The 23,846-nt window shown below is 61.8% G+C and carries 26 protein-coding genes and 1 pseudogene; 14 read left to right on the top strand and 13 right to left on the bottom strand.

What is annotated here, in order from left to right:
- Positions 1 to 126 precede the first annotated feature (126 nt).
- From NKI19_RS10920 to NKI19_RS10905, 4 genes are all read left to right on the top strand, one after another.
- The gene (locus NKI19_RS10920) at positions 127 to 1,179 is read left to right on the top strand and encodes an ABC transporter permease (RefSeq protein ID WP_352567144.1); all 1,053 of its coding nucleotides are present in this window, start codon (positions 127 to 129) and stop codon (positions 1,177 to 1,179) included.
- Entirely contained in the window at positions 1,176 to 1,961 is a 786-nt protein-coding gene (locus NKI19_RS10915) for an ATP-binding cassette domain-containing protein (RefSeq protein WP_352493022.1), read from the top strand. Before NKI19_RS10920 ends, NKI19_RS10915 begins: the two co-directional genes overlap by 4 nt.
- 94 nt (positions 1,962 to 2,055) lie before the next feature.
- Positions 2,056 to 2,970, top strand: a complete 915-nt coding sequence (locus NKI19_RS10910; protein WP_352567146.1) for a sugar ABC transporter substrate-binding protein — start codon at positions 2,056 to 2,058, stop codon at positions 2,968 to 2,970.
- Between the two features lie 93 nt (positions 2,971 to 3,063).
- On the top strand, positions 3,064 to 4,089 hold the full coding sequence (locus NKI19_RS10905; RefSeq protein WP_352490938.1) for a zinc-binding alcohol dehydrogenase family protein: 1,026 nt from the start codon (positions 3,064 to 3,066) through the stop codon (positions 4,087 to 4,089).
- A 173-nt stretch (positions 4,090 to 4,262) separates the two neighbouring features.
- Here NKI19_RS10905 and NKI19_RS10900 read toward each other — a convergent pair whose 3' ends face one another.
- Positions 4,263 to 4,682, bottom strand: coding sequence for a type II toxin-antitoxin system VapC family toxin (locus tag NKI19_RS10900; protein WP_352566453.1), 420 nt, complete (start codon positions 4,680 to 4,682; stop codon positions 4,263 to 4,265).
- A 19-nt stretch (positions 4,683 to 4,701) separates the two neighbouring features.
- Complete coding sequence (locus NKI19_RS10895) at positions 4,702 to 4,944, bottom strand: type II toxin-antitoxin system Phd/YefM family antitoxin (RefSeq protein ID WP_352490764.1); 243 nt, start codon at positions 4,942 to 4,944, stop codon at positions 4,702 to 4,704.
- Positions 4,945 to 5,625: 681 nt separating this feature from the next.
- Between NKI19_RS10895 and NKI19_RS10890 the strand changes: the two genes are divergently transcribed.
- On the top strand, positions 5,626 to 6,483 hold the full coding sequence (locus NKI19_RS10890; protein WP_352490765.1) for a protein-L-isoaspartate O-methyltransferase family protein: 858 nt from the start codon (positions 5,626 to 5,628) through the stop codon (positions 6,481 to 6,483).
- Between the two features lie 91 nt (positions 6,484 to 6,574).
- Here NKI19_RS10890 and ftsH read toward each other — a convergent pair whose 3' ends face one another.
- Both ftsH and NKI19_RS10880 read right to left on the bottom strand, forming a co-directional pair.
- The gene (gene ftsH / locus NKI19_RS10885; RefSeq protein ID WP_352490766.1) at positions 6,575 to 8,509 is read right to left on the bottom strand and encodes an ATP-dependent zinc metalloprotease FtsH; all 1,935 of its coding nucleotides are present in this window, start codon (positions 8,507 to 8,509) and stop codon (positions 6,575 to 6,577) included.
- A gap of 114 nt (positions 8,510 to 8,623) precedes the next feature.
- The gene (locus tag NKI19_RS10880) at positions 8,624 to 9,406 is read right to left on the bottom strand and encodes a Crp/Fnr family transcriptional regulator (protein ID WP_352490767.1); all 783 of its coding nucleotides are present in this window, start codon (positions 9,404 to 9,406) and stop codon (positions 8,624 to 8,626) included.
- Between the two features lie 217 nt (positions 9,407 to 9,623).
- Here NKI19_RS10880 and NKI19_RS10875 point away from each other — a divergent pair, with 217 nt between their 5' ends.
- From NKI19_RS10875 to NKI19_RS10865, 3 genes are read left to right on the top strand one after another with little or no spacing between them, the layout of a single operon-like run.
- Positions 9,624 to 9,986: a circadian clock KaiB family protein gene (locus tag NKI19_RS10875; protein ID WP_352566455.1), complete on the top strand. Its 363-nt coding sequence runs from the start codon at positions 9,624 to 9,626 to the stop codon at positions 9,984 to 9,986.
- A gap of 19 nt (positions 9,987 to 10,005) precedes the next feature.
- Positions 10,006 to 11,469, top strand: coding sequence for a circadian clock protein KaiC (gene kaiC, locus NKI19_RS10870; RefSeq protein WP_352566457.1), 1,464 nt, complete (start codon positions 10,006 to 10,008; stop codon positions 11,467 to 11,469).
- A 1-nt stretch (position 11,470) separates the two neighbouring features.
- A complete protein-coding gene (locus NKI19_RS10865; protein WP_352490770.1) occupies positions 11,471 to 12,613 on the top strand; it encodes a two-component system sensor histidine kinase NtrB in 1,143 nt (380 codons plus the stop codon).
- A 119-nt stretch (positions 12,614 to 12,732) separates the two neighbouring features.
- On the opposite strand, the pseudogene NKI19_RS10860 reads toward NKI19_RS10865, so the two are convergent.
- From NKI19_RS10860 to NKI19_RS10830, 7 genes and pseudogenes are all read right to left on the bottom strand, one after another.
- Positions 12,733 to 13,098: pseudogene (locus NKI19_RS10860) on the bottom strand (SPW repeat protein).
- A gap of 25 nt (positions 13,099 to 13,123) precedes the next feature.
- A complete protein-coding gene (rpoZ, locus tag NKI19_RS10855) occupies positions 13,124 to 13,444 on the bottom strand; it encodes a DNA-directed RNA polymerase subunit omega (RefSeq protein WP_352490771.1) in 321 nt (106 codons plus the stop codon).
- Positions 13,445 to 13,453: 9 nt separating this feature from the next.
- Complete coding sequence (locus tag NKI19_RS10850) at positions 13,454 to 14,200, bottom strand: ETC complex I subunit (protein ID WP_502899269.1); 747 nt, start codon at positions 14,198 to 14,200, stop codon at positions 13,454 to 13,456.
- Positions 14,201 to 14,272: 72 nt separating this feature from the next.
- Positions 14,273 to 14,767, bottom strand: coding sequence for an Hsp20/alpha crystallin family protein (locus NKI19_RS10845; protein ID WP_352490773.1), 495 nt, complete (start codon positions 14,765 to 14,767; stop codon positions 14,273 to 14,275).
- Between the two features lie 74 nt (positions 14,768 to 14,841).
- Positions 14,842 to 15,312, bottom strand: coding sequence for an Hsp20 family protein (locus tag NKI19_RS10840; protein ID WP_352490774.1), 471 nt, complete (start codon positions 15,310 to 15,312; stop codon positions 14,842 to 14,844).
- A 261-nt stretch (positions 15,313 to 15,573) separates the two neighbouring features.
- The gene (locus tag NKI19_RS10835) at positions 15,574 to 15,936 is read right to left on the bottom strand and encodes a hypothetical protein (RefSeq protein WP_352490775.1); all 363 of its coding nucleotides are present in this window, start codon (positions 15,934 to 15,936) and stop codon (positions 15,574 to 15,576) included.
- A 27-nt stretch (positions 15,937 to 15,963) separates the two neighbouring features.
- On the bottom strand, positions 15,964 to 16,182 hold the full coding sequence (locus NKI19_RS10830) for a hypothetical protein (protein ID WP_352490776.1): 219 nt from the start codon (positions 16,180 to 16,182) through the stop codon (positions 15,964 to 15,966).
- On the opposite strand from NKI19_RS10830, the gene NKI19_RS10825 reads away from it, so the two are divergent.
- A complete protein-coding gene (locus NKI19_RS10825; protein ID WP_352490777.1) occupies positions 16,181 to 17,590 on the top strand; it encodes a Do family serine endopeptidase in 1,410 nt (469 codons plus the stop codon). The two genes, NKI19_RS10830 and NKI19_RS10825, sit on opposite strands and share 2 nt — an antisense overlap.
- Before the next feature lie 180 nt (positions 17,591 to 17,770).
- Here NKI19_RS10825 and NKI19_RS10820 read toward each other — a convergent pair whose 3' ends face one another.
- Complete coding sequence (locus NKI19_RS10820) at positions 17,771 to 18,388, bottom strand: glutathione S-transferase family protein (RefSeq protein WP_352490778.1); 618 nt, start codon at positions 18,386 to 18,388, stop codon at positions 17,771 to 17,773.
- Between the two features lie 94 nt (positions 18,389 to 18,482).
- Positions 18,483 to 19,556 carry a pyridoxal-phosphate dependent enzyme gene (locus tag NKI19_RS10815; RefSeq protein ID WP_352566459.1) on the bottom strand — a complete coding sequence of 358 codons (1,074 nt, stop codon included), beginning with the start codon at positions 19,554 to 19,556 and terminating at the stop codon, positions 18,483 to 18,485.
- A gap of 87 nt (positions 19,557 to 19,643) precedes the next feature.
- Here NKI19_RS10815 and NKI19_RS10810 point away from each other — a divergent pair, with 87 nt between their 5' ends.
- The 5 genes from NKI19_RS10810 to NKI19_RS10790 all read left to right on the top strand — a co-directional run bounded on the left by NKI19_RS10810 (position 19,644) and on the right by NKI19_RS10790 (position 23,832).
- The gene (locus tag NKI19_RS10810; RefSeq protein ID WP_352566461.1) at positions 19,644 to 20,126 is read left to right on the top strand and encodes an Lrp/AsnC family transcriptional regulator; all 483 of its coding nucleotides are present in this window, start codon (positions 19,644 to 19,646) and stop codon (positions 20,124 to 20,126) included.
- A gap of 275 nt (positions 20,127 to 20,401) precedes the next feature.
- Positions 20,402 to 21,064: a TetR/AcrR family transcriptional regulator gene (locus NKI19_RS10805; RefSeq protein ID WP_352566463.1), complete on the top strand. Its 663-nt coding sequence runs from the start codon at positions 20,402 to 20,404 to the stop codon at positions 21,062 to 21,064.
- Between the two features lie 111 nt (positions 21,065 to 21,175).
- Positions 21,176 to 22,039, top strand: a complete 864-nt coding sequence (locus NKI19_RS10800; RefSeq protein WP_352566465.1) for a TauD/TfdA dioxygenase family protein — start codon at positions 21,176 to 21,178, stop codon at positions 22,037 to 22,039.
- A gap of 31 nt (positions 22,040 to 22,070) precedes the next feature.
- A complete protein-coding gene (locus tag NKI19_RS10795) occupies positions 22,071 to 23,006 on the top strand; it encodes a carbohydrate ABC transporter permease (protein ID WP_352566467.1) in 936 nt (311 codons plus the stop codon).
- The gene (locus NKI19_RS10790; protein ID WP_352566469.1) at positions 22,996 to 23,832 is read left to right on the top strand and encodes a carbohydrate ABC transporter permease; all 837 of its coding nucleotides are present in this window, start codon (positions 22,996 to 22,998) and stop codon (positions 23,830 to 23,832) included. The genes NKI19_RS10795 and NKI19_RS10790 overlap by 11 nt, the downstream gene beginning before the upstream one ends.
- Positions 23,833 to 23,846: the final 14 nt, after the last annotated feature.

The following is a 23,846-nucleotide window of genomic DNA, read 5'->3' as shown; positions in this document are numbered from 1 at the left end:
ACTTTATCCATAAAAAACAACTTGACCCGACCCGGCTGGTTGTTTTTTATCGATAAGAAGAGGACCTGAACACGAATTGAGTTTTTGACGACGCGGCTCGCGTGAGCCGCGGTGGGGAGGGGAAATTTGCCTGAACCGGGAAACACCGGCACGACTGTCGGCGAGGTCGCGTTGCCAGCATCCAGGAAGTCAGAAGCCGTCCCCGGCCTTTCGCTTGGCCTGATGCTGCTGAGCGCTGGTCCGGTGGTCATCCTGGTGCTGCTGATCGCCGTCCTCAGCTTTCTGTCACCCTATTTCCTGACGGGACGCAATCTCAGCAACATCCTCGCCCAGACGGCCGTCATCTCGGTTGTCGCGATGGGCCAGCATCTGGTCATCCTGACGCGCGGCATCGATCTCTCCGTCGGCTCGAACCTTGCACTGGCTTCCGTCGTCGGCGCGCTGAGCTTTCATGCCGGCGCCCCCGCCATCGTCGTGATCGCCGTGATGGTTGGCTGCGGTGCCGCGGTCGGCGCCATCAACGGGCTTTTCTACGTCTTCGGCCGGCTGCCGCATCCTTTCATCATCACGCTGGCGACGTTGAGCATCGCCAAGGGGCTGGCGCTGCAATTGGCCCACGGGCGCGCCATTCCTGGCATGCCGGATTCCATCGATGCGCTTGGCCGCGACGCCGTCTGGGGTCTGCCTGGATCGGTGTTCGTCGTTGCCGGCGTTGCCGCGGTTCTTTTCATCATGGCTAAAACCATGGTCTGGGGGCGCTGGATTTATGCCGTCGGCGGCCGGCCCGACGCTGCATTGCGCATGGGTATTCCCGTGTCCTGGGTCCTGGTTTCCGTCTATGTGATCTCAGGGCTGTGCGCCGGCATCGGTTCCGTCATCCTTGCCGGCCGCACCGACGCCGGTTCGCCGCTGTTCGGCAATCTGCTGGAACTGGATACGATCGCGGCGGTGATCATTGGCGGCGCCAGTTTTCTTGGCGGTCGCGGCCACCTCGGCCATGCGTTGATCGGCGCCATCATGATCGGCGTTATCCGCAACGCGCTCAACCTGCTCAACGTCAACGTCTTTTTCCAGCTCATCGTCATCGGCGTGGTTATCGTCATAGCGGTCGAGTCCGACGTGCTGCGCAATTACCTCGAAGGGCGTGTGCGTGTCCTGCAAGCCGGACGACAGTCATGAGCGCCGTTGCGGCCAACGCCGATCATGCGGTCAGCACGGACAATCCCGTGCTGGCGGTACGTGGTGCTACGAAGCGTTTCGGTTCGGTTCTGGCGCTGGACGATGTCAGCATCGAGGTGCGGCGAGGCGAGATCGTCGGCCTGCTCGGCGACAATGGCGCGGGTAAATCGACGCTGACCAAATGCATCAGCGGGGTGCACCAACTCGATGCCGGCGTGATCCTTTTGGACGGTGCGCCAACGCAGATACGCTCCCCTGCGGATGCGCGCTTCGCCGGCATCGAGACCGTCTATCAGGATCTGGCGCTGTTCGACAATCTGACACCGGGACAGAACTTCTTTGCCGGTCGCGAGCTGGCTGGCCCGCAATGGCTTCCGCGCGGACTGCGATTTCTGCAGCAGCGCCGGATGGACGCCGAGACCCGCGCCCTGCTGGCAAACCTGAAGGTTGCGTTGCCGCGGCTGGATGCCGTCGTCGCCATGATGTCTGGCGGCCAAAGGCAAGCGATCGCCGTGGCCCGCTCGACCGTGTTCGCCCGCAAGGTTGTCATTCTGGATGAGCCGACCGCCGCACTCGGCCTGCGTGAATCGCGCCAGGTGCTCAATCTGGTCGCTGCGCTCCGCGACCAGGGCAACGCCGTCATCCTGATCACTCACAACATGGAACACGTCGTCGAGCTCGCCGATCGCGCGGTGGTGCTTCGCCAGGGCCGCAGGGTCGGCGAACTGGTGCCGACCAAGGGCAACAAACAGGAACTGGTTTCCATGATCGTTGGAGCCTGACCCGTTCGAAATTTGGGGACCTTTCCGGTCCGCAAATGCCTGAAGCGTCTCCCGCCGGGAGGCGTTTCAAATCCAAGGGAGGAATACAATGCCAATGAACCGAAAACTGTTCGCAGGGCTGGCGATCGCCGTTGCGTTTTCCGTGCCGGCTTCGGCCGCAGACAAGATCAAGGTCGGACTGATTACGAAATTCCCGGTGCCGTTCTACTCGACCATGGAGGACGCTGCCAAGAAATACGCGGCCGCTCATCCGGAGATCGAACTGGTCACCGGCCAGGGCCAGGCGGCTACCGACATCGAAGGCCAGATCGCTCTGATCGAATCCATGATCACGCAAGGCGTCAAGGGGCTTGCAATCACTCCGGTCGACCCGACGGTCGCGCCGGCGCTCGACAAGGCGGTGGCCGCCGGCATCAAGGTGGTTCTCGTCGACAACAGCATCCCCAACTGGAAAGGCCAGACGGCGCTGGTATCGACCAACAACCTCAATGGCGGCAAGATCGCCGGAGAGTATCTTAAGACGGTGCTCAAGAGCGGTGACAAGATCGGTATCCTGCAAGGCGTTCCCGGGGTGCCGGCTCTGGATGACCGGGTCACGGGCATGATGGAGGGACTGGGCGACGTCAAGGTCGAGGTCGTCGGCAAAGGTGCAACCAACTGCACGCTGGAACTTGGTACGTCAGTGACGGAAGACATTCTGACCGCCAATCCCGATCTCAAGGCAATCTACTCGGCCTGCGGCCCGCCGATCCCTGGCGCCGTCAAGTCGATCAGCAATGCTGGCATTGCCAACGACAACCTCATAGTGGTCGGATTTGACGCCTGCTGCGGTGAGATCGAAGCGATCAAGTCGGGGGCGGAGGACGCCAGCGTAGCTCAATTTCCCGCAAAAATGGGCGAGCTTGGCATCGACACTGTCGTCAAGGCCATCCGTGGGGAACCCGTCGAGGCTAATGTGGATACCGGCGCCGGACTGGTGACGCTGCAGAACGTCAAGGACTTCGAGTGATCCACCAGCGGTCCGGGGTATTGCACCGCCGGACCACTTCCTGTTGCCGGACTCCAGCTTAGCAAGGGGTGAATTGCAGTCATGGACCCCACCATCAAAGTCGTGCGATGCGCCGAGCCCGGCAGACTGGTGTTTGAGGAGCAGCAGGCACCAGGCGCTCCGCCCGAAGGCTGGGCACTGGTCAATGTCGCCCTTGTCGGGATATGCGGAACCGACTACCACATCTTCGAGGGCACGCATCCTTATCTCGCCTATCCGCGCGTCATGGGCCATGAGGTTTCGGGAACGATCGCGGCAATCGACGCGCCCGTGGACCTGTCGGTTGGAGAGCAAATCCTCGTCAATCCCTATCTTGCCTGCGGAAATTGTGCCGCCTGCCGCCAGAGCAAGCCCAACTGCTGCATGTCGATCGAGGTGCTTGGCGTGCACCGTGACGGTGCCATGAGTGAGCAGATTCTCGTGCCGGCGCGGAACTTGATACCAGCGGCCGGCCTGTCACCGGTCGAGGCTGCCACGGTCGAGTTTCTGGCCATCGGTGCCCACGCGGTCCGCAGATCCATGGCGGGGCCGGGCATTCGCACCTTGGTTATCGGCGCCGGGCCGATCGGCCTCGGCACCGCGCTTTTTGCGCGCATCGCGCAACAGAACGTGACCGTCATGGACGTCGATAGTGAGCGGCTGACCTTTGCCGCGAGGCAACTGGGTTTCCTGGTGATCGACGGATCGAAGGGATCGATCGCCGAAACGATAGCGGAGCGAACCGCCGGGGCAGGCTTCGATGTCGTCTACGACGCAACGGGAAACAGCCGTTCGATGCAGTCTGCCTTTGACTATGTTGCCCATGGCGGCGTCATGGTGATGGTCAGCGTCGTACCGGAAGATATAACTTTCTCCGATCCAGAGTTCCACAAGCGGGAAATGATGCTGATCGGCAGTCGCAACGCAACGCGTAGCGATTTCCAGCACGTCATTGCCTCGATCCGCGCTGGAAAAATACCAATCGACCAGCTCGTCACCCACCGCACTACCCTGCGCGACAGCCCACGCGATATCGCAATCTGGGCGCAGCAGAAGTGCGGTCTGATCAAGGCCGTTATCGACGTAGCGGGATCTGGCTGACTTCAGCAACACTATCAAGATATGTCGTCGCAGCCCTGGCGCTGCATTATGGGTGGGGAGTTGCTCGGTGACGCCAGGCTAAGCGTCGCGCTTGACACGGTATTCGGCGTGGTTTTCCTCAGAGAACAATTGTTCCTGCCGAACTGGCTTAGGCAGGTGGTCGAGCGAAGAGGTCAGTTTCCATTCGCAAGCGGCCCGAGAATTTGGAGTCCCTGGTGGCGCGCGGCAAGTGCGAGCTTGCGATCGAGGGTGGCCAGCGGCAACTCGGTTTCGATTGCCAGCGCCAGATAGGCGGCGTCATAGGCGCTGAGCCCGTGCGAAGCCGCTAGCGTCAGCACTGCGCCGTCCGACCCGCCGCCGGCGTCCTCCAGCGGCAATCGGCGCAGCCGTGCCATGGTGGTGGCAGCTTCGCCCGCCGCGATGCGGCCACGCCGCTCGGCCATCAGTACGACGTTATGGGCCTCGTGCCAGAACAGGGAAGGGACAGGCGCCGTTGTTCCCGGCAGTGGTCGCATCAGGGCGGCCGCCGCCTCGCTGTCTTCATCAGGAAGAATCCAGGCAGCCGCCATGGAAAGGTCGACAACGAAGGGCATCAAACGATGATGATCACCATCAAGCGCGGCGCCCTTCATCGCGCCAGGCCCGAATTTCGTCCTGTGTCACGCGCTTGGCACGGGCGCGGGCAGCGCTGATCTCTTCGATCACGGCCTCGACATCGTTGCGCCGTTGCATCCGCGACAGTTTAGCGATGGGATCGTTGCCGCGCGAAATGATCACCTCCTCGCCAGCTTCGACCCTTGAAAGCAGTTCCGAGAGATGCGTCTTGGCCTCGCCAACTTTCACCGTGATGGGCACTTCCTGTCCTTGTACACGTCGGGGCCCTCGTGGCGAGCCGTGTTCATTGCCGTTGAGCTGAGTGTGGATAGCCCGACAATCGCTGTGCGCGGCAATAGGCGCAATGCTGACGCTTGGTCAAGGCTTGGTCAAGTCACTAGGCTGGACACTACCGACCCTTCGTACGCGGCAAGGCGGGGCCGTCTCTCAATAAGGTGAAATCGTTCGTTCTGGTGGAACGGGGGTTTCTGATCGTGCTCGGGATCTCGAAACTCCCGTCATGGTGATGCTACGGGCATTTAGCTCTGCAGTGTGCCGGAGTGACAGTCGGTGCAAACGCGCTTCGGCCAAATCCAGCGGACAAATTGCCGGACCGCTGACCCTCGTTTTCCGCTCATTGTCAGCATGCTCCTGTCCGACATTGCGCTGGCTTTCCTGGCGCGGGTCTCTCCGCACCTGCTCGTGCCGAATTCGCGATCTCTCGCCGGGCCATATGCTGATCACCGACGTGGATGCACGAGCGCTGTCTTGGCCTAATTTCGAACCGGGCGCGAGCTTGCAATGATCGTGCCCAAGTCGGAGCTTGCCTGATCCAACGCTCCGAAGCACTTCAACAGCAGGGCGGAGGCGATAGGCGCCCTTTGCCGCCGTTCGGTTTTCTGAGAGCATGACTGAGTACGCGCAATCCGGAGCCGATACTCAATGCCGACAAGAACCGATGCTAGTGAAGCGCGCCGGTGGTTTGCCGAAGACCTGCGTGTCGCATCGCCTGTCTTGCACAACCCTGCGGTCATCGAGGCCTTCGCAAGGGTTCCGCGCGAACACTACCTTGGCAACGGGCCATGGCGTATCCATTCGCGATTGCAAATCGGGGCGGTCCACACCAGCCCTTCAGCCGCACTTCATGAGATTTATCACGACGTTCTGGTCTTGCTTGACGAAAAACGCGGACTAAACAGCGGCTTGCCGTCGCTTTGGGCATTGGTATTCGACCATCTGAACATCGCTCCCGGCCAGACAGTCCTTCAGGTGGGCGCCGGTGTCGGCTATTTCACCGCCATCCTCGCTGAACTGACGGGTTCTGAAGGACGGGTGATTGCCTATGAGATCGACGAAGGACTAGCTCGGCGCGCGCAAAGCAATCTTGCTCATTATGCGCACGTCGAAGTGACGTCCGGTGATGCAACGCAGGCGGTTGATCTGCCAGACCTCGATGTCGTGGTCGCCTTTGCCGGAGTGACGCACGTGCCGGAACGGTGGCTTTCAAATTTGTCCGACGCTGGCCGGATGGCATTGCCGTTCACAGGTGAAGACCGACGAGGTTTCATGATGCTTCTGGAAAGGGCTGGCGATACGTTTCCCGTGCGATCACTGGTGCCATGCGGGTTTTACCCCTGCAGCGGAGCCCGGCGCAGTGACGAAGAAAAGGCCTTGATGGTCGCCCTCAAGGCTGCGCGAGGCAAGGTCACCCGTCTCGCCCAATATCACCAAGGGCGACCAACAAACGGCCTCGAGAACGCTTGGTTGGTGACCGACACATACTGGATTTCGAAAGCCTAGAGATCGATGTCGATCTCGCGTGTCGCCGTAGTAGCGTGCGGCACGGCGTTCCACGAGCGATCTATGCCGTCGGGAGCAGTCCGAAACATCATTATTGCGTCCGGTATTTCCCCGATCGGCGCGTGGGGATTGCAGCCGCGGTCCTGGCCGGCTGCAGCGCAGGCTTTCTCTTGTCCGACGATTGACTAGACCTATCCCGTACAGCGCGATCCGCCGCCGAGACATCTCCGACCAGCGACGCAAGTTCAGTCTCGTCGAGCGTCTCGGTCTCGAGCAGCCTGCGTGCCGCCCTTTCCAGCACGTCGCGCCGCTCGGTGAGCAGGCTGACGGTTCGTTCGAACGCGGCCTCCACAATGTCGCGCACTTCCGCGTCGATGGCATCGGCGGCGGCTTCGCCGTAATCGTGCTCGCGCGGTCCGCCGGCGAGCGGGTTGGGGCTCAGGAAGGAGCGTGGATCCTTTTCCAGCGCCACGTGCCCGAGTTTTGCCGACATGCCGTAACGCGTCACCATGGCGCGCGCTATGTCGGTTACCTTGGCGAGATCATCGGCGGCTCCGGTGGACAGATGGCCGAATACGATCCATTCGGCCGCCCTGCCGCCGAGCAGCACTGCCATCTTGTTGTCCAGCTCCTCGCGTGTCATCAGGAAGCGGTCCTCGGTCGGACGCTGGATAGTGTAGCCGAGCGCGCCGACGCCGCGTGGTATGATCGACACCTTGTGCACCGGGTCGACGCCAGGCAGCGCCATGGCTACCAGCGCATGACCCATTTCATGGTAAGCGACGATCTCGCGCTCCTTCGGGTTCAGGAGCCGATTGCGCTTCTCCAGTCCCGCGACGATGCGCTCCACCGCATTGTTGAAATCGTCCATCGTTACCGCATCCGCCTTGCGGCGCGTGGCGAGCAACGTCGCCTCGTTCACGAGATTTGCCAGGTCAGCACCGGTGAAACCGGGCGTCAGCGCCGCCACTTTTTCCGCATCGACATCCGTCGCCAGCTTGGCCTTGCTCATGTGAACCTGCAGGATCTTGATGCGACCCTGCTTGTCGGGCCGGTCGACCAATACCTGGCGGTCGAAACGGCCGGCGCGCAGAAGTGCCGGGTCAAGGATTTCAGGACGGTTCGTCGCGGCCAGCAGCACGACGCCGATCTGTGGATCGAAACCGTCGAGTTCGACCAGAAGCTGGTTGAGCGTCTGCTCCTTTTCGTCGTGGCCGCCGACCATGGTCCCGCGGGCGCGGCCAAGAGCGTCGAGCTCGTCGATAAATATGATGGCGGGAGCCTTGGACCGCGCCTGTTCGAAAAGGTCGCGCACGCGCGCGGCCCCGACCCCCACGAACATCTCGACGAACTCCGAACCGGAGATCGAAAAGAACGGAACCTTGGCTTCGCCCGCGACGGCCTTGGCGAGCAGGGTCTTGCCCGTGCCCGGCGGGCCGACCAGCAGCACGCCTTTGGGCATGCGGCCTCCGAGGCGGCCGTATTCGCCCGGGTTCTTCAGAAAATCCACGATCTCCTGCAGCTCGGCCTTGGCTTCATCGACCCCCGCCACATCGTCGAACGTCACCCCGGTATTGGCCTCGACATAGACTCTGGCCTTGCTCCGGCCGATTTGCATCAAACCTCCGACGCCGCCGTTCATGCGTCTTAGAAGCAGCATCCACAGGCCAAAGAAGACGAGCACCGGCACAACCCAGGAAAGCAGGTCGCTCAGCAAGGTGCTTTCGATCTGGCCAGTCACCGTAACACCGTGTTGTTGCAGGTCGCGGGCGAGGTCCGGCTCAACGCGTGTGGTGATGAACAGCGGCCTGCCGTCTTGCGGCTCCTTGAAGCGGCCCTGGATGAAGCGGTCCGAAACCTGCACCTCGGCGATTTTGCCGGCATTCAGCAGGGTCTCGAACTGGCTGTACGGTATCTGGGCAACGTGCTGCGTCGTGGCATAGATGTACTGGACAACAATCACGCCCACGAACGCCGCGATCCAGTACCAGATATTGAACTGCGTCTTTCTGTTGCTCATGTCCATGGCGGCCTCCACAGGGAACCGGATATAGGTCGCCCAGCCCGCGCGGCATCGGTGTAGGCAGGGTCCGGCGCAAAAAAGTGGAGGTCCAGACCAGCCAGCGACGATAATGGTCAGTCATTGTCCTTTCCTGTGCGGCATGCCTGGCGAACCCGTCATGCCGTTTTCCTCCGCCGGATAGACCCCCCTCAGAACTTCGTTGAAATGGCGGCTGACGGCCGCATTGCACTCGCAGGCAAGCGAGCGCAGCCCTTCTGGACTGCGTACCGCAAGCCGGGAGCGCCGGGTTTCGATGACGCCGCGCTGCCGCAGGTCGCGAATGACCCGGCTCAGATAGGAGCGGCCTACTCCCAGCATTGTTGCAAGCTGTTCCTGTGTCACCGCAAGGTTTTCGGCTCCCGTCCGTTCTGTCGCGGCCAGCAGCCATCTTGCCGTGCGCTGTTCGATCGAATGCGCTGCGCTGCAGGCGACGGATTGGAATACTTGCGCCATCAGGCAATCAGCATAGCGGGCAAACAGGTGACGCAATGTCAAGGAACGCAATTTGGCCTCCTCGAGATGGTGCAGGTCGATCCTGAAGAATGAACCGCCAAGTTGAACTTCGGCCCGTGCATAGGCCGGAAGTCTGCCTTGGCTGACGATGCCGCCGACCGCTCCTTCACGTCCGATGAGCGCAGTCTCGATCGCTCGCCCGTCGCTCAGCACGACGCGGTAGGAGACCAGGGCCGATCCGCGCGGGAAGTAGGCGTAACGGACTGCATCGCCTGGCTCGTGCAGCAAGGTCCCGGCGGACGCCGACCATTGTTCGAGCCTCCGTTGCAGGATCTCCCAGTCGTCGGCTCTGAGAGCCCGAAGCAGGTTGTTTCCGATCGGGTCTGATCGTCTTCGAGGGTTCTCCATCGCACTCCTCTTCCCAAATGGCGGCATTTACAACGACCGGCGCGGCGAAATGTTCACAAGTGCGCAGACGAGGCGGGCGCCGCTATCTACAAATTGCACAGGGGCGCTGATCCAGGCCTCACCGAGCGCGAGCCGCGGGTGCATCGGCTTCCAGGCAGACCGACAGCTGCTCAGGGAAGAAAAATGCCGGCGACTGGATTCCGTGGCGTGGCGCCTCGTGCACGCCGAAAACTGCAACTCCCTGCAGCAAGGCGTAAACATGAGCGTCAGTCATCGGTCCAATCCAGGGGCCAACGGCCTGCTTCGCCTGTATGTCGCCGGCGATGCGCCGGGCGCCCGTCGGGCGCTGGAAAGCCGTCGGAGGATAGTAGAGGAGTTGGCCGGCGGTATCGAAATCGAGGTCGTCGACGTCCTCGCGCATCCTGAAGAGGCGGAAAGGGCCGGCATTCTAGCGACGCCGACGCTCTCGGATGAGTCAACCACCCCTCCACGCCGGCTGATTGGCGACATCAGCAACATCGCTCAGGTTCTCGACTATTTCGGTTATCGCAGGAAGGACAGCGGCCATGACCACAGCTGAAGAGATCCTCATCGATCCCGTGCTCGAACGGGTCAGGACCGGTATCGAGGCTTTCGACGATCTTGTGATGGGCGGCCTGCCGCGCGGGCGCACCACCATCGTCGGTGGCACGCCCGGCAGTGGCAAGACTGTATTTGCAACGCAGTTTCTGGCCCACGGCATCACCATGCTCGACGAGCCCGGCGTCTTCGTCACGTTCGAGGAATCGCCGGTCGAGATCGAGGTCAACATGGCCAGCTTCGGCTGGGACATCCGCCGTTGGCGGGAGATCAACAAGCTGGTCTTCGTCGACGCCAGCCCGCGTGACCACGACCAGATGATTATCGGCAATTTCGATTTGTCAGGCTTGCTGACGCGTGTCCTGCACGCTGCGCGAAACGCCGCGGCGAAGCGCATCGTGCTGGATTCCGTGACCCAGCTCTTCGACCACTTCGTGGCGGAGCAGGCGTCGGTGCGTCGGGAGCTCCTTCGCATTGCGACAGCGCTAAAGAGGGAAGGTTTGACGGTGCTGATGACCGCCGAACGCAACAGCGAGTATGGCGAGATCTCCCGCCATCGCATCGAGGAGTTCGTTGCCGACAACGTCGTGATCCTGCGCAATGCGCTCGAGCGCGAGCGGCGCAGACGCACGATCGAAGTTCTCAAGATGCGGGGCAGCCGCCACGTCGAGGGCGAGGTGCCGATCACCCTTGTGGTGAAGCAAGGCATAGTGGCGGTGCCATTGTCTTCATTGCGGCTCGAGCAGCAATCCAGCACGAAGCGGGTGACTAGCGGCAATCCGGAACTCGACATGATGTGTGGCGGTGGATTCTTCCGCGACAGCGTCACCCTCGTCAGCGGTGCGACGGGGACCGGAAAGACCCTGCTGGTGACAAACTTTCTGGCAGGCGGCGCGGCGGCTGGCGAACGTGCCTTGCTGGTAGGCTACGAGGAGAGCCGCGGCCAGCTGTTTCGCAATGCGCGCGGCTGGGGCGTCGATTTCGAGGCTATGGAGGCGGATGGGCGGCTGAAGGTCGTTTGCATTTACCCGGAAGCGCAGAACTTGCCGGACCACCTGTTGATGATCCGCGAACTCGTTGAGGAGTTCAAACCTGACCGGATCGCCATTGACAGCCTGTCGGCATTGGAACGGATCGCGCCAGAGACCGGTTTCCGGGAATTCCTGATCAGTCTCACTTCCTTCATCAAGAAACACGAGATCGCTGGCCTTTGCACGGCCACCAACAAGTCGCTCGTCGGCGGCCAGAGTGCCAGCGAACAACATATTTCAACCCTCACGGACTCGATCATTCTGTTGCGGTACATCCAGGAAGGAGATTTCATGCATCGCGGGATCATGGTGCTGAAAATGCGCGGCAGCGAGCACGACAAGCAGATTCGACGCTTCACAATCGACGGCGCCGGCATGCATCTCGGTCAGCCCTTCCACGGCGCACCCGACGTGTTCGGCGAGTCCGCCGCGTCCCGGCGTGAGGAGCGTTGAGATGGCGCGCGGCGCAGCCGAAATCTCCGACCAATACGGCGACGCAAGTCTGACGGGCATCAGCCAGCTCGACTTTCGACGGCTGATCGAAACCACAGCCGACGGGGTTCTGGTCGTCGATCTGTCGGGAACGGTGCTTTATGCAAATCCGGCGGCGGCCACCATTTTCGGCTATCCGGCTGCCGATCTCGTCCACATTCCTCTCGGACGGCCGGTCATGTCGGGTGAAACCACGGAGATCACCGTCCACAGACCCATTCGAGCACCAGCCCAAGTGGAAATGCGGACGGTTGAGCTTAGCTGGGACGGCAGGCCGGCACTGCTGGCCAGTCTTCGCGACGTCTCCGCGCAACGCGCGCAGCAGGAGCGTCGACGTCAATCGCAAAAGCTCGAAGCGATCGGCCGGCTCGCTGCCGGGATCGTTCACGACATCAACAATCTGCTCGCGGTGTTCGAATCGGGGCTGCGACTGCTTCAGAAGCAGCTGCGCGAGGATCCTGCCAATCCGAACACGGCGATGCTGATCGAAGAGTTGCTCAAACGAACGCAAAACGGCGGTGCGCTGACGCAGCAATTGCTCGCGTTCTCTCGCGGACAGTCGCTGTATCCGGAGACAATCGACCTGAATGGACGTATCGAAGCCGTCACGATGCTGCTGGAGCGGACGCTGGGGAACGGGATCAGCATCAGGCTTGAGCTGGATCCGGCACTTGGCCCCGTCGTTGTCGATGCCAATCAGCTCGACGTCGCCATCCTGAACCTGGCTGTGAATGCCAAGGACGCGATGGCCGGCCGGGGCACGCTGGCGATCGAGACCAGCGATACTCCCGGCGACATCGAAGACGTGCCCGCTCCGGCTGCCTCTTTTGTTCGGGTCACGGTCAGCGATACGGGGTGCGGGATGAGCAAGGAGGTCCTGGCCCACGTGTTTGAGCCGTTCTTTACGACCAAGGCCGATGGCCGGGGAACCGGACTTGGGCTTAGCCAGGTTTACGGCTTCATCAAGCAGTCCGGGGGGCATGTTAGGATCGAGAGTGCGGTCGGCGAGGGAACAAGCGTTCATCTCTTTCTTCCCCGCTCGCCAAGCACAGGAAATGACGAGGTGCAAATGCAGGCCGAGATCCGGCTCAACACACGTCGGTGAAAAAGCGGCCTATGTTTCGGCTGCCGATTTGCCTGGCCGCAACGCCCACAACGGCAGACCGCATCCGTGGCGTTTGAGAAAAAGCGGGCCCGGAGATCCGGGCCCGCCGGAGATGCTGGTCAGGCCGTTGAAAGCGGACGGTCGCCGAAGAACCAGAGGCTTCCGGCAGCCAAGGCCGCCACGATGACACCCACGACCACATGTACCCACATGGCCGTTGCCAGGGCCGAGAAACCGAGGGCCCAGGGCGAGATCAGCGTCCACAGCCCAACCACCAGGTTTGCCCATTCCTCATAGGCATGGAACGCAACCAGCGCACCCACGGCGATCAGGGCAATCGCCGCGCCTGCGATCTAGGCGTTCCAGGCCGCATAGGTTTCAGCCGCAAACCCGAGATACCAAGGCGACAGTACCAGCGCTATGCCGGCGATCACATTGACTATATCGATCACCGGACGTTTTTCAGTTTTCAGCCATTTCTCCATTGTTCATCCTCCTTTCCTGACATGGTCAGTGTACCGCCCTCTGAGCGAAGGCGGGTGCGGCGGCTAAGGATTGCCCTTCGCCACCGCGAAGCTTCCTTCGTTGGCCGGGCCGAACCCGGCCATCGCGCGCAACCGTACCGGCCAGAACGAAGGGCTTGACCTCGTCAGGCTGGAAGCGGTTGCCGGCGATCTCGCGCAGGGCGAGTTCGACCGGCGCCGTTGCTTCGTCGCTCAGGCGAGGCTCGGCACCCCGGCTGAGCGCACGAGCCCGTCCCGCCGCGGCGACGGCCAGTGCGAAACGGTTCGGCACGGTATTTTCACAGTCGAGCACGATCAGCGGATCCATGACGCCACCTCACATTGCCTTCTGCTTCTGTTCAGGAATGAAAACGGCCAGGTTCGCTGCCGTAACTGGCTCCAGCGCGAGCAGGGCCAGTTCCACTTCGTCGAGCCGTGTCGGACGCGCGTTTTCAGGCATCCCCTCGGCTGTCGCGAGATCGACCAGATACTCGTTCCAGGCCCAGTTGCGCAGGATGGCGCGCTTCTCGTCGGCTGTCAGAAGAGGATCGACGACCACGTCCATCGGCGATGCATAAAGCGCCTCTGGGTCCGTCAGCGCCGGTCCATAATGTGGCGCCTGCGAGACCCCGCCGTGGCTGCTCTGCAGCAAGGCCAACTGGACGCGGTTCCAGACAACGTCTGCGCCGCCCTGCAGCCGCTTGTCCGCATCGGCAGATTCGACACCGGATTCTTCGGCCGCCGGGCTTCCTTGAACCGTGTAGGCAAGTCCCTGGCGTTCGGCATAGTCGATGGCCGCCTGAGCCGTCGGAAAATCGAGCTCCACCTGGGTCAGCGTGTCACCGCTTGCGGTGTAGCCCATCAGCGGTTCGATGACCGGCGCAGCGCGCCGCTCGAACACCAGCCGCCAGCCTTTCGGCCGCGCACGGCCCGAGGTCATGACTGAGCGGCAAGGCTTGTAGATCCGCGCGACCGCATCACGCGGAAACTCGGATCGGCCAAGCGACGGCGCTCGCCCGCGGTTGTCGTTTGCCGGTTCGAGATTTTCTACGACTGGTATGATTTCTCTTTCTTGCTTCTGCATCATTCATCCCTCCCATTTTGGCGAAGGATGCGTCGGAGGCGGCGGCCTGCCGCCTCCGACTTGCTTCATGCGTCAGTGGGTGATCGGGATGCGCTTCACCTTGGACTGCGCGTTCGGATTCTTCGGCAGCGTCAAGGTCAGGACGCCATTGGCAAAGGACGCCTTGACCTTGTCGTCCTCGACCTCGTAGCCGAGGGGTATGCGCCGCTCGAAGTGACCGTAGAAGCGCTCGGAGTAGTCCTTCTCGTTGGTCTCCGACCGCTTTTCGCCACGCAGGGTCAGCACGTCTTCGTCGAGCAGGACTTCGATGTCCTTCTCTTCCATACCGGGGACCTCGGCGGTGACACGAAGCTCATCATCCGACTCCGAAATCTCCACCTTCGGCCAGCCGCTATCGAAAGGCGAAATCTGCCCCATAGTAGGCAAGCGCGTCTCGAAGCTCCTCAACATATCGTCAAAGAGCCTGTTTACCTCGCGGTGAAGCGAAAGGAAGGGATCGCCACCGCTATAGATGCTCGGGGCCTGGTTGTTGTTGCGGCCCCACGGGATAAGGTCACGCATGTTCATCTTCATTCACCTCCATGTTCAACCGCGCGGCACCGGCGAATGCCGGTGCCTGTCGCTTCTGATTCACTCTGACCTCAGGCTGCGTTCTTTTCGGCTTCGATCTGCCGCGGTGCTGTCTTTGCCGTGCTGCCGGCGATGGCGATCCGGCGCGGTTTCATCTCTTCGGGAAGCTCGCGCTTGAGATCGATGTTCAGCAGCCCGTTGTCCAGGCTGGCGCCGACGACCTTCACATGGTCGGCCAGTTCGAACTGACGCTCGAAGGCGCGCCCGGCAATGCCGCGATAGAGATACTGGCCGTTATCGTCGCCAGGTTGCGACCCGCTCACAACCAGCAGGTTAGGCTGATGAGTGATGGTCAGCTGATCCTGCGGGAAGCCGGCGACCGCCATGGTGATGCGATAGGCGTCTTCACCAGTCTTGGCGATGTCATAAGGCGGCCAATTGTCTATCGCAGTGACACGGCTCGCGTTTTCCAGCATGTTGAAAATGCGGTCGAAGCCGATGCTGGACCGGAACAGGGGGGTAAAATCGAGGTTTGTCCTCATAGCCACATCCTCCTTTGAGCAACATGGATACAAGAAGCGCCAAGAGCGCCTTGACACCTCCTGGACTTACGCCGGCCCCATCTGGCGACCGGCGATTAGTTATTTATAACAGTGCGTTACGCGTTCAAGAGGGGCCATGGAAAAATTTTCAGGCGTGATCCAGACGTGTAGACGAATGGGCGGGTGAACGCATTCGGCGGTTGCCGCTGGCGAGTTCCTCGCCAGCGGATCCGGGTCCCGCGGGGAGGGGCGGCGTTTCACTTAAAGTCGATCAACCGATGCTGTGAAACCGGCAACCGCGATGCTGTCGACCTCACGACCGCGACCGGCGCCGGGAAGCTCCTCCAATTGATCCAATTGCCGCAACGCATCCATGATGGCGTCGAAGCTGACCGGTTCGGTGGCTCCCGGCGGCATGCGCAGCGCCGGCACCGATTCCACCGCACAGGCATCCGATGCCCATGACGAAAGGATCGCACGCTTCTCATGGACGTCCAGCGTCAAGTCGGTCAGCACGTCCTGAGGTCGCTCGAAATGCCGTGCCGGATGGAGCAACCGGTCAAGAAAAACATCAGGGCTTTCAGGCCCGATCGGGGGAAAACTCGTCGACATGGTTCCTTCCATCGATGGTCCTCCGCTTTGAATGGTCTCCTATGTTGACGTCATGTTGGTGGCTCTCGCGATTTCCACCAGCTGAAATTTTGGAGAGTTTCGACCAAATTTCAATGGCCACGCAAGGCCACATTCTTCGCCGTTCAGCCCACCATCAACATTTTTTCGAACCGGTGAAACAATCGGCGTGAATGTCAGTTCTTGCGTCTGGACAAGTCGCGCAGCAGCGCCAGGGCGGCCGGGCAGGAGAACAATCATGTCTTACATTTCCAGGAAGCGACTGTGCATTGGCCTCGTCGCAGGAATTTTAATGCTCTCGGCTGGCGGCCCTGCTGCGGTTTCGGCACAGGAAATCCCGAACGACTTCAGCGCAATCGTGCGTCAGAAGCTGCCAGCCGTGGTCGCGATCACGACCAGGCAGATCATCCAGGACCAAACGATGCTCGACGACTTTCTCAACCCCTTCGACAGCCGCGGGCCTGCCCAGCCGCAGGTGCGAGAAGCTCTTGGCTCCGGCTTCGTGATCAGTCCCGAGGGCTACATCGTCACCAACAATCATGTCGTGGCCGACTCCACTGAAATCCACGTCGTATTCTCCGACAAGGAGACGTCGCCCGCGGAGACGTCGCCCGCGCGACTGGTGGGCCGCGATCCAGCAACCGATATCGCGGTGCTGAAGGTCGATCCACGCCCCAACATGACGATCACCGCCTGGGGTGATTCTGACGCAATGCAGCCGGGTGCCTGGACCATCGCGATTGGCAGTCCCTTCGGGCTCGGCGGAACCGTGACCGTCGGCGTTCTTTCCGCCCGATCGCGCGACATCCAGGCCGGCCCTTACGACGATTTCCTCCAGACAGACGCCTCGATCAACAGAGGCAATTCCGGCGGCCCCCTGTTCAACGCGCGCGGCGAAGTAATCGGGGTCAACACGGCTATCGTCTCACCGTCGGGCGGCAGCATAGGCATCGGTTTCGCCGTGCCGTCCCGAACTGCACGGAGCGTCGCCGATCAGCTGATCCGCACGGGCCGGATCGAGCGCGGTTTTATCGGAGTGCGTCTCCAGGAGGTGACGCCGTCGCTTGCCCAGGCGCTTGGGATATCGAGCACCAAGGGAGCGCTGGTCGCCTCGGTCGAGCCCGGCAGCCCGGCGGAGAAGGCAGGCTTGCAATCGGGCGATGTGATCACCCGGTTCAACGGCCAGGACATCCAGGGCGTCCATGACTTGACGCTGGCGGCAGCGAACGAAAAGCCAGGGTCGAAAGCGACGCTGACAAGGAACCGCGGCGGCTCCCAGCAGGAGGTGGAGCTGACCGTCGGTCAACGCAAGGATGAGGAGGTGCAGACCGGTGCCGTTCCGAGTCCGGAAGCGGCGGACCAACGTCTCGGACTGTCGCTCAGCCCCATTCCGGATGAAGCGCGCCAGCAACTCGGTCTCCAGCCGGGTACCACCGGCGTGTTTATCCAGGAGGTGGCGCCGAATAGCCCCGCCGCCGAGAACGGCCTTCGGCCTGGCGACGTCATCGTCTCGGCCAACAACCGCAACGTGACGCAGCCGTCGGATATCCAGCAAGAGTGGACGAAATCCCGTCAGCAGAAAAAGCCCATCCTGTTCCGCATCGAAAGGCAAGGACAATCGCTTTTCGTTGCAGTGGCTGCCTCCTGACACGGTGCTGCGACAGACCAGGCGCACAGACGAAGAAATGGCCTTGATGGCCGCCCTCGAGGCTGTGCTGGCAAGATTACCGGTTTCGCGCAGTATCATCGGGGCCGACCAGCGAATGGTCGCGAGAATGCTTGGCTGGTGAGCGGCACATACTGGATTTCGAAAGCCTGGCGATCGATATCAATCTCGCGTGTCGCCGCCGTAGGGTGTGGCACGCATTGAAGGGCGCTCCACGAAGGATCTATACCATTGTTCCAGTCGTGGCCTTCCGTGCAGGAAGTCCGGCAGTCCGCGGAATTCCAGCCAGGTTAGGCAAGTGGCGAGCGCGATGTGGCCGACATGGAGCGGCACGTCGAATTCGACCTCGCGTTCCACGAAGTCATAGGATTCGATAAGCTTCATCGTCATGCCTGCGCCCAAGGCGGGATAACGCAGATGTTCAGGGCGGCGTTCGTTTTCCCAGCGGATGGAAATGCCTGCGTCGCACATGCCGCCGGCGAGCGCCTGGAGGCGCAAGGCGGACCATTTGGCCCGCCCTGTCTCGGGGATGAGCCGACGATTGCTTTCAAGATTGTCGAGATAGTCGCAGATTACGCCCGAATCGAAGATCGCATAGCCGTCATCGAGAATGAGAACGGGCACCTTGCCAAGCGGATTGATCGCAAACACATCATCGTTGCGATTGATGGGGCTCGTCTCCTGATGAATGACGCGCAGACGTCCGGCAAGCCCAGCCTCGTGGGCAAAGACCAGAACCTTGCGCGCGTAGGGGGAGTGGGTCTGGTAGATGAGCTTCATGGACCCGTTCTGCGTTGGGGCTGGAACGCGGCCATCTGAGCAGTCCGTGACCCAGCCGCTCTTCTGCTCAATGGTCCCGGGTCCGGCGCCATCGTCATGCGTCCTTCTCCAGTTCGGCCTCGGTCACGATGATCAGCACCCGGCCCGATCCATCAAGCGCAAGCTCCTGCGACAGGCCGGAAGCCGCGACGGCTGTGGCGAGACCGGCGAGGCCGGCCGCACCCGACGGGGTTGTGCCTGGACCGTTTGCCTCGCGAAGCCGGCTCTTCGCGTCGGCAAGCGCCGCCTCGGACACGGTTATGGCCCGAGCGTTGCCTTGGCGGAGTACGTCGAGCGCCGATGCGGCTGCTTCGCCACAGGCGAGCATGTCCGCCGACGTCTTGAGATCGCCGGATATCCGCACCGACCGTCCTTGCGACAGCGCGGCCGCGACGCAGGCTGCGGCCTCTGGCTCTACGACGACGATCATGGCTGGAGGCATCAGCCAGTCCTTCAGCCCAGTCGTCAAGGCGGCGGCAAGTCCACCGACACCGGCCTGCACGAAAAGGTGGGTTGGCCTCAGATGGCCGATCTCGTCGACCTGGCGACGGATTTCCGCAGCAAGCACGCCATAGCCAGCGACGACATCAGCGACAGCTGGATCATCCGGGTCGCTCGAGGTGTCGGCAACCAGAATACCTTCTCCGGCGCGGGCCGCCGCGGAGGCTCGATCCACCGCATCGTCATAGGTGCCGTCGACCCACACGATTTCGGCGCCTTGGGACTCAACACGCCGCACTCGCGCTGCAGGAACGCCCGTGTGGAGGTATATTCTTGCCCTCCCGCCCGCAAACTTCGCCGCCGCCGCGACGGCAAGTCCGTGATTGCCGGCGCTGGCCGTGATGAGCGCCGGCAGCGGCGTGTGAGCCCGCTCTGAATCGAGCAGTTCATCAATATCCATCCCGGTAGTGCGAGCGAGAGCGCACAGACCGGCATACGTGCCGCCGAGGGACTTGAAGCTGCCCAGGGCACGGTGGCCCTCGTTCTTGGCAAGCACCTGGGTCACATCCAGGCCCGCAGCCAGGTCAGGCAGGTCGAGCAGCGGCGTCGGGGCATAAAATGGCGACAGGCGCTGCAACAGCGCCGCAATAAGATCAGGGCCAAGGCCCGGCTGTGTGTCTGTCGTCATGAGACGAAACTCTACTCCGGAAACGATGCCGCTTGGCGCCTATTATCGTTGCCCACCTGCCTGATTTCGTCATAGATGCCTGTCCTCATGACGAAAACTGCCGCCCTCGATCGCTTCGACCATGTACTGCTGTCGCTGGTTCAACGCGACAACCAGATCCCGGCGCGGCGTCTCGCCGAGCAGGTCGGGCTTTCCCAGAGTGCGGTCCTGCGCCGCCTGCGCCGGCTGCGGAAAGATGGCGTGATCGCAGCAGACATTGCCGTCGTTCGTCCGGCGGCCGTGGGCCTGCCGCTAACCATCCATGTGCTCGTTTCCCTGGAACGGGAGAGCGCTGTCGAGTTGGACGCCTTCATCGGCAAGCTCCGTGGGCGCTCGGAGGTTCGGCAGGCCTGGTATGTCACCGGTGAAGCCGATTTCGTGCTCCTCCTGCAATTGCCGGGGATGGAGGCGTACGATGTCTTCGCGCGGGAAGTCTTCCATGCCGATTCAAACGTGAAGGCGTTCCGCACCGTTGTGACAATGCGGGAAGTGGTCGGCGCAGCGGATGCGCGGCCGCTATCCACTGCCTGAGTTTGCGGCGTGTCGCCAGCAAGCTGATTGGGCCTGCTTTGACCCGGAATTCTCAGTCGAGGGCGCGAACCCGATTGAAGTTCGATACAGGCATCCCGTATCTACTCACCCGCCGCACCGCGCTAATGGCTGCCGCCAAGATGCTTCGCGAATGTCTGCACCTGGCGCAAATTACTTCCACTCGTGCGTAGAAGAATATCCATGTATGAAACGAGGAGGTGCAGCCCGCTCCCCTATACTGATCGTCCAACGGCGGCATGAATTTCGGAAGGGATATGAGAGCCAACACTTCAGGATCTCCCGGCGATGAGGCGCACTCTACCCGCAGCAGAATCAAAGAGGTCGCGGCCGAGTTCTATGTCCTGCGCGGCCACGATGGTTTCAGCTTCGGCGATATAGCGACGGCGATCGGCACGACCCGCGCCAACATCCATCATCACTTCGGCAACAAGCGTCAGCTGATGGAGGAATTGATCGCCGACTTCGCCGCCAACGCCGAGGCCCGGATCAAGCGCTTCTGGACGACTCCCGATATCCGGTTCTTCGACCGACTCGATATGCAGCTCGAGGATCTGCGCCGTTTCTACGAACGTTTCAACGCCGAGAAGGGAGCCCGCAATATGTGGAGCCCGCTTTCGCGCCTTCGCCACGACCTCCCGGTTCTCGGCGAACCAGCGGAACGTGCCCTGGAGCGCGTCAACCGGGTCTATGATCAGAGCCTGCGTCATGCGGTGGACCAGGCGGTGAAGGACGGAGAGCTTTCCTCCGACACACTCAGCGACGAGCTCGTGCACATGCTGCGCATTACCCTTCTGTCCTGTCCACCGATGACGCAGGACACCGGAAGCTTCGACGAGGTCGCCAGGACCTTCGCAGCGCTCGCCGCGATCATCCGTGCCGCGTGGCAGGATGCGGGAAAGGGCTCGGGTCGAGGCTAGACATCCGGTGGATCAAAGCGAGGGTGAGTTGACAGCCTTTGGCTTTCGAGTTACTTACTTGCAGGTAAGTCAGCCCATGATGGCGACGAGGCGCGTATTAGGGAGGATCACGTGCTGCGCGATGATGCATTCGCCCGTTTCGAGGTCAGCCCCTTCACTGGAGCGCTCGGTGCAGAAATTCGTGGGATCGATCTGGCGAGCGCGAGCGAGGATGCCTTCCAGGACGTTCGCCGCGCGCTCTACAAGTATCATGCGCTCGCCGTGCGCGATCAGGAGCTTGACGCCGCCGGCGTCCACAAGGTCGCCCGCCGGTTCGGACCATTTAGCGGTAATCCGGTGCACACGCCGATCGACGGCTTCGACGATATTGTGCGGTTCGTGCGCGAGCCGGACGACACGGGCAAGGTGATCGGCGAGGACTGGCACATGGACCTCGCCTGGCTACCGAAGCCACCGGGCATTACGATCCTCTACGGTGAGGAGGTGCCGCCGGTTGGCGGCGACACCTGCTTCTCCAGCCTCGAGAAGGCATATGACTCGCTTTCGCCGCGACTGGTCGAGATCCTGCAAGGGCTGACGGGCGTCCATAGCGGCCGCGGGGTCTTCGCCATCAACGCAGCCCATAGCCGGCTCGGCGTCAAGGCCGATGTCGAGGCGATCGAGAATGCCGCCGTCGAGCATCCTGTGATCTGTCGCCACCCTGAGACTGGCCGGCGCTATGTCTTCGTCAGCAGCGTGATGACCAATTTCAAGGGGATGACGGAGGAAGAAAGCAAGCCGATGATCGACTTCCTGATGGCGCGGGCTGTCCGGCCCGAGTTCAACTGCAGGCTGCGTTGGGAACCGAAGACGCTCGGTATGTGGAACAACCCCCATGTCCTACACACCGCCATCAACGATTACCCCGGATACCGCCGGGTGATGTACAGAACAACGGTGGAGGGCACCGTTCCACTTGCCGCCAGGGACGGCTGACGCGCAACCGCTCAGGGAGGAGCAATGGCATTTGGTTCCGAGGCGTCTGTCGGCCACAGGGGGGAGGGGACGGCGGAAGCGGCTGGCCAAGAGGCGGCGCTTCGCGTTTTCGCCTGCCTACCTCTATGCGACGCCCGTGCACCTCCTGGTGCTTGGGATCATCGTGCTCCCCGCCATCTTCGTCCTGTGGCTGAGTTTCGAAGCCTCATCATTCGGCCAATCGGCGACCTTCGTTGGGTTTGATAACTATATCCGCGTCCTCACCGATCCCTATTTTTGGGTTTCGGTCTGGAACACGGTCCTCGTCGTCGCTGTGGCGGTTCATATCGAACTGCTGCTCGGCCTTGGCCTGGCCCTGCTTTTCGCCTCCGGGCTTCCCCTCCAGCGCGTCATGCTCGTCGTGGTGCTCGCTCCCTACGCCATCAGCGAGGTGACGGCGGTCGCAATGTGGCGCTTCCTGTTCGATCCGGACGTCGGCCCGATCACGCTGATGCTGCGATACACCGGTCTGCCGACGCTCGACTGGACGTTTATCCCTTCTCACGGCCTCATCCTCGTCGGCCTGCTCACGATCTGGCTGCACCTGCCATTCACATTCATCATCCTGTATGCGGCACGGCTCGCGGTTCCGAAGGAGCTCTACGAGGCTGGGCGCACCGACGGAGCCAATGGATTCCAGCTCTTCCGCAGCATCACGCTGCCGCTTCTGGCGCCAGCGATGCTGATCGCGCTGCTCTTCCGCTACATCTTCGCCTTCCGCCTCTTTTCCGAAGTCTGGCTCCTGACCCAGGGCGGCCCGGCACGCACGACCGAGGTCGTTTCCGTTTATCTTTATCAGGAAGGCTTCCGCTACAACTCGTTCGGCACGGCGGCGGCGACGGCGTGGATGATGGTCGTCATCTCGCTGCTGCTTGCGACTGGCTATGTATGGCGGCTGCGCAAGGAATCCGTGGCCAATGCGTTCTAGGCGTCTCGCCATCGGTGCCGGAAAGATGCTCGCTGTTGCGGCAATCGTCGTCTGGTCACTGCTTCCGATCGGCTTCATTGTGCTCTCGTCGTTCAAACCCGGTCGCGAGATTTTCGCGGTTCCACCGGAGCTCTTCTTCGAACCGACCTTCGAGCACTACGCCTCGCTGTGGCAGCGCTGGCCGGCCTTTTTCGACGGGCTCGTCAACAGCCTGATCATCACCACCGGGGCGACGGCGCTTGCCGTCATGGCAAGTCTGCTCGCCGGTTTCGCCTACTCGCGCTATCGTGGCGTCCGTTTCCTGGAAGGATCGGTGATGTTTCTGATCGGATCGCGGCTGATCCCGCCGATCGTCGTGACGCTGCCACTGTTCCCGGTTGTCAATCGGCTCGGGCTCAATGACACCCATCTGGTGCTGATCCTGCTCTACGCGACCTTCTTCGTCTCGCTCGGCACGCTCCTGATGCGCACGTTCATCGACCAGGTACCGCGCGAACTCGACGAGGCGGCCGTCCTCGACGGCGCGCGGCCGCTGACGATCCTTGTGAAGATCATCTTGCCGCTCGTAGCGCCCGGCATGCTCGCTGTCGCCGTCTTCGTAGTCGTCTTCGCGTGGAACGAGTTTCTGTTCGCCTATATCTTCACCGCCAACCACGCCAAGACCGCGCCTCTGGTCCTTTCGGAGATGATCAGTTCGATCGACGGCGTCGACTGGGGCGTGCTCTTTGCGGCCTCTACCGTCCAATTGCTGCCGGTTCTCGTCTTCGTGGTCCTGATGAACCGGTTTCTCGTCGCCGGATTGACCGCCGGCGCGACCAAGGGGTGACGACGTCACCGAGA

Origin of the sequence: Mesorhizobium sp. M0751, assembly GCF_040320265.1 — a bacterium.
Classification (GTDB): domain Bacteria; phylum Pseudomonadota; class Alphaproteobacteria; order Rhizobiales; family Rhizobiaceae; genus Mesorhizobium.
Note: the sequence above shows the minus strand (reverse complement) of the source record. Positions and strands in the feature narration are given on the sequence as shown.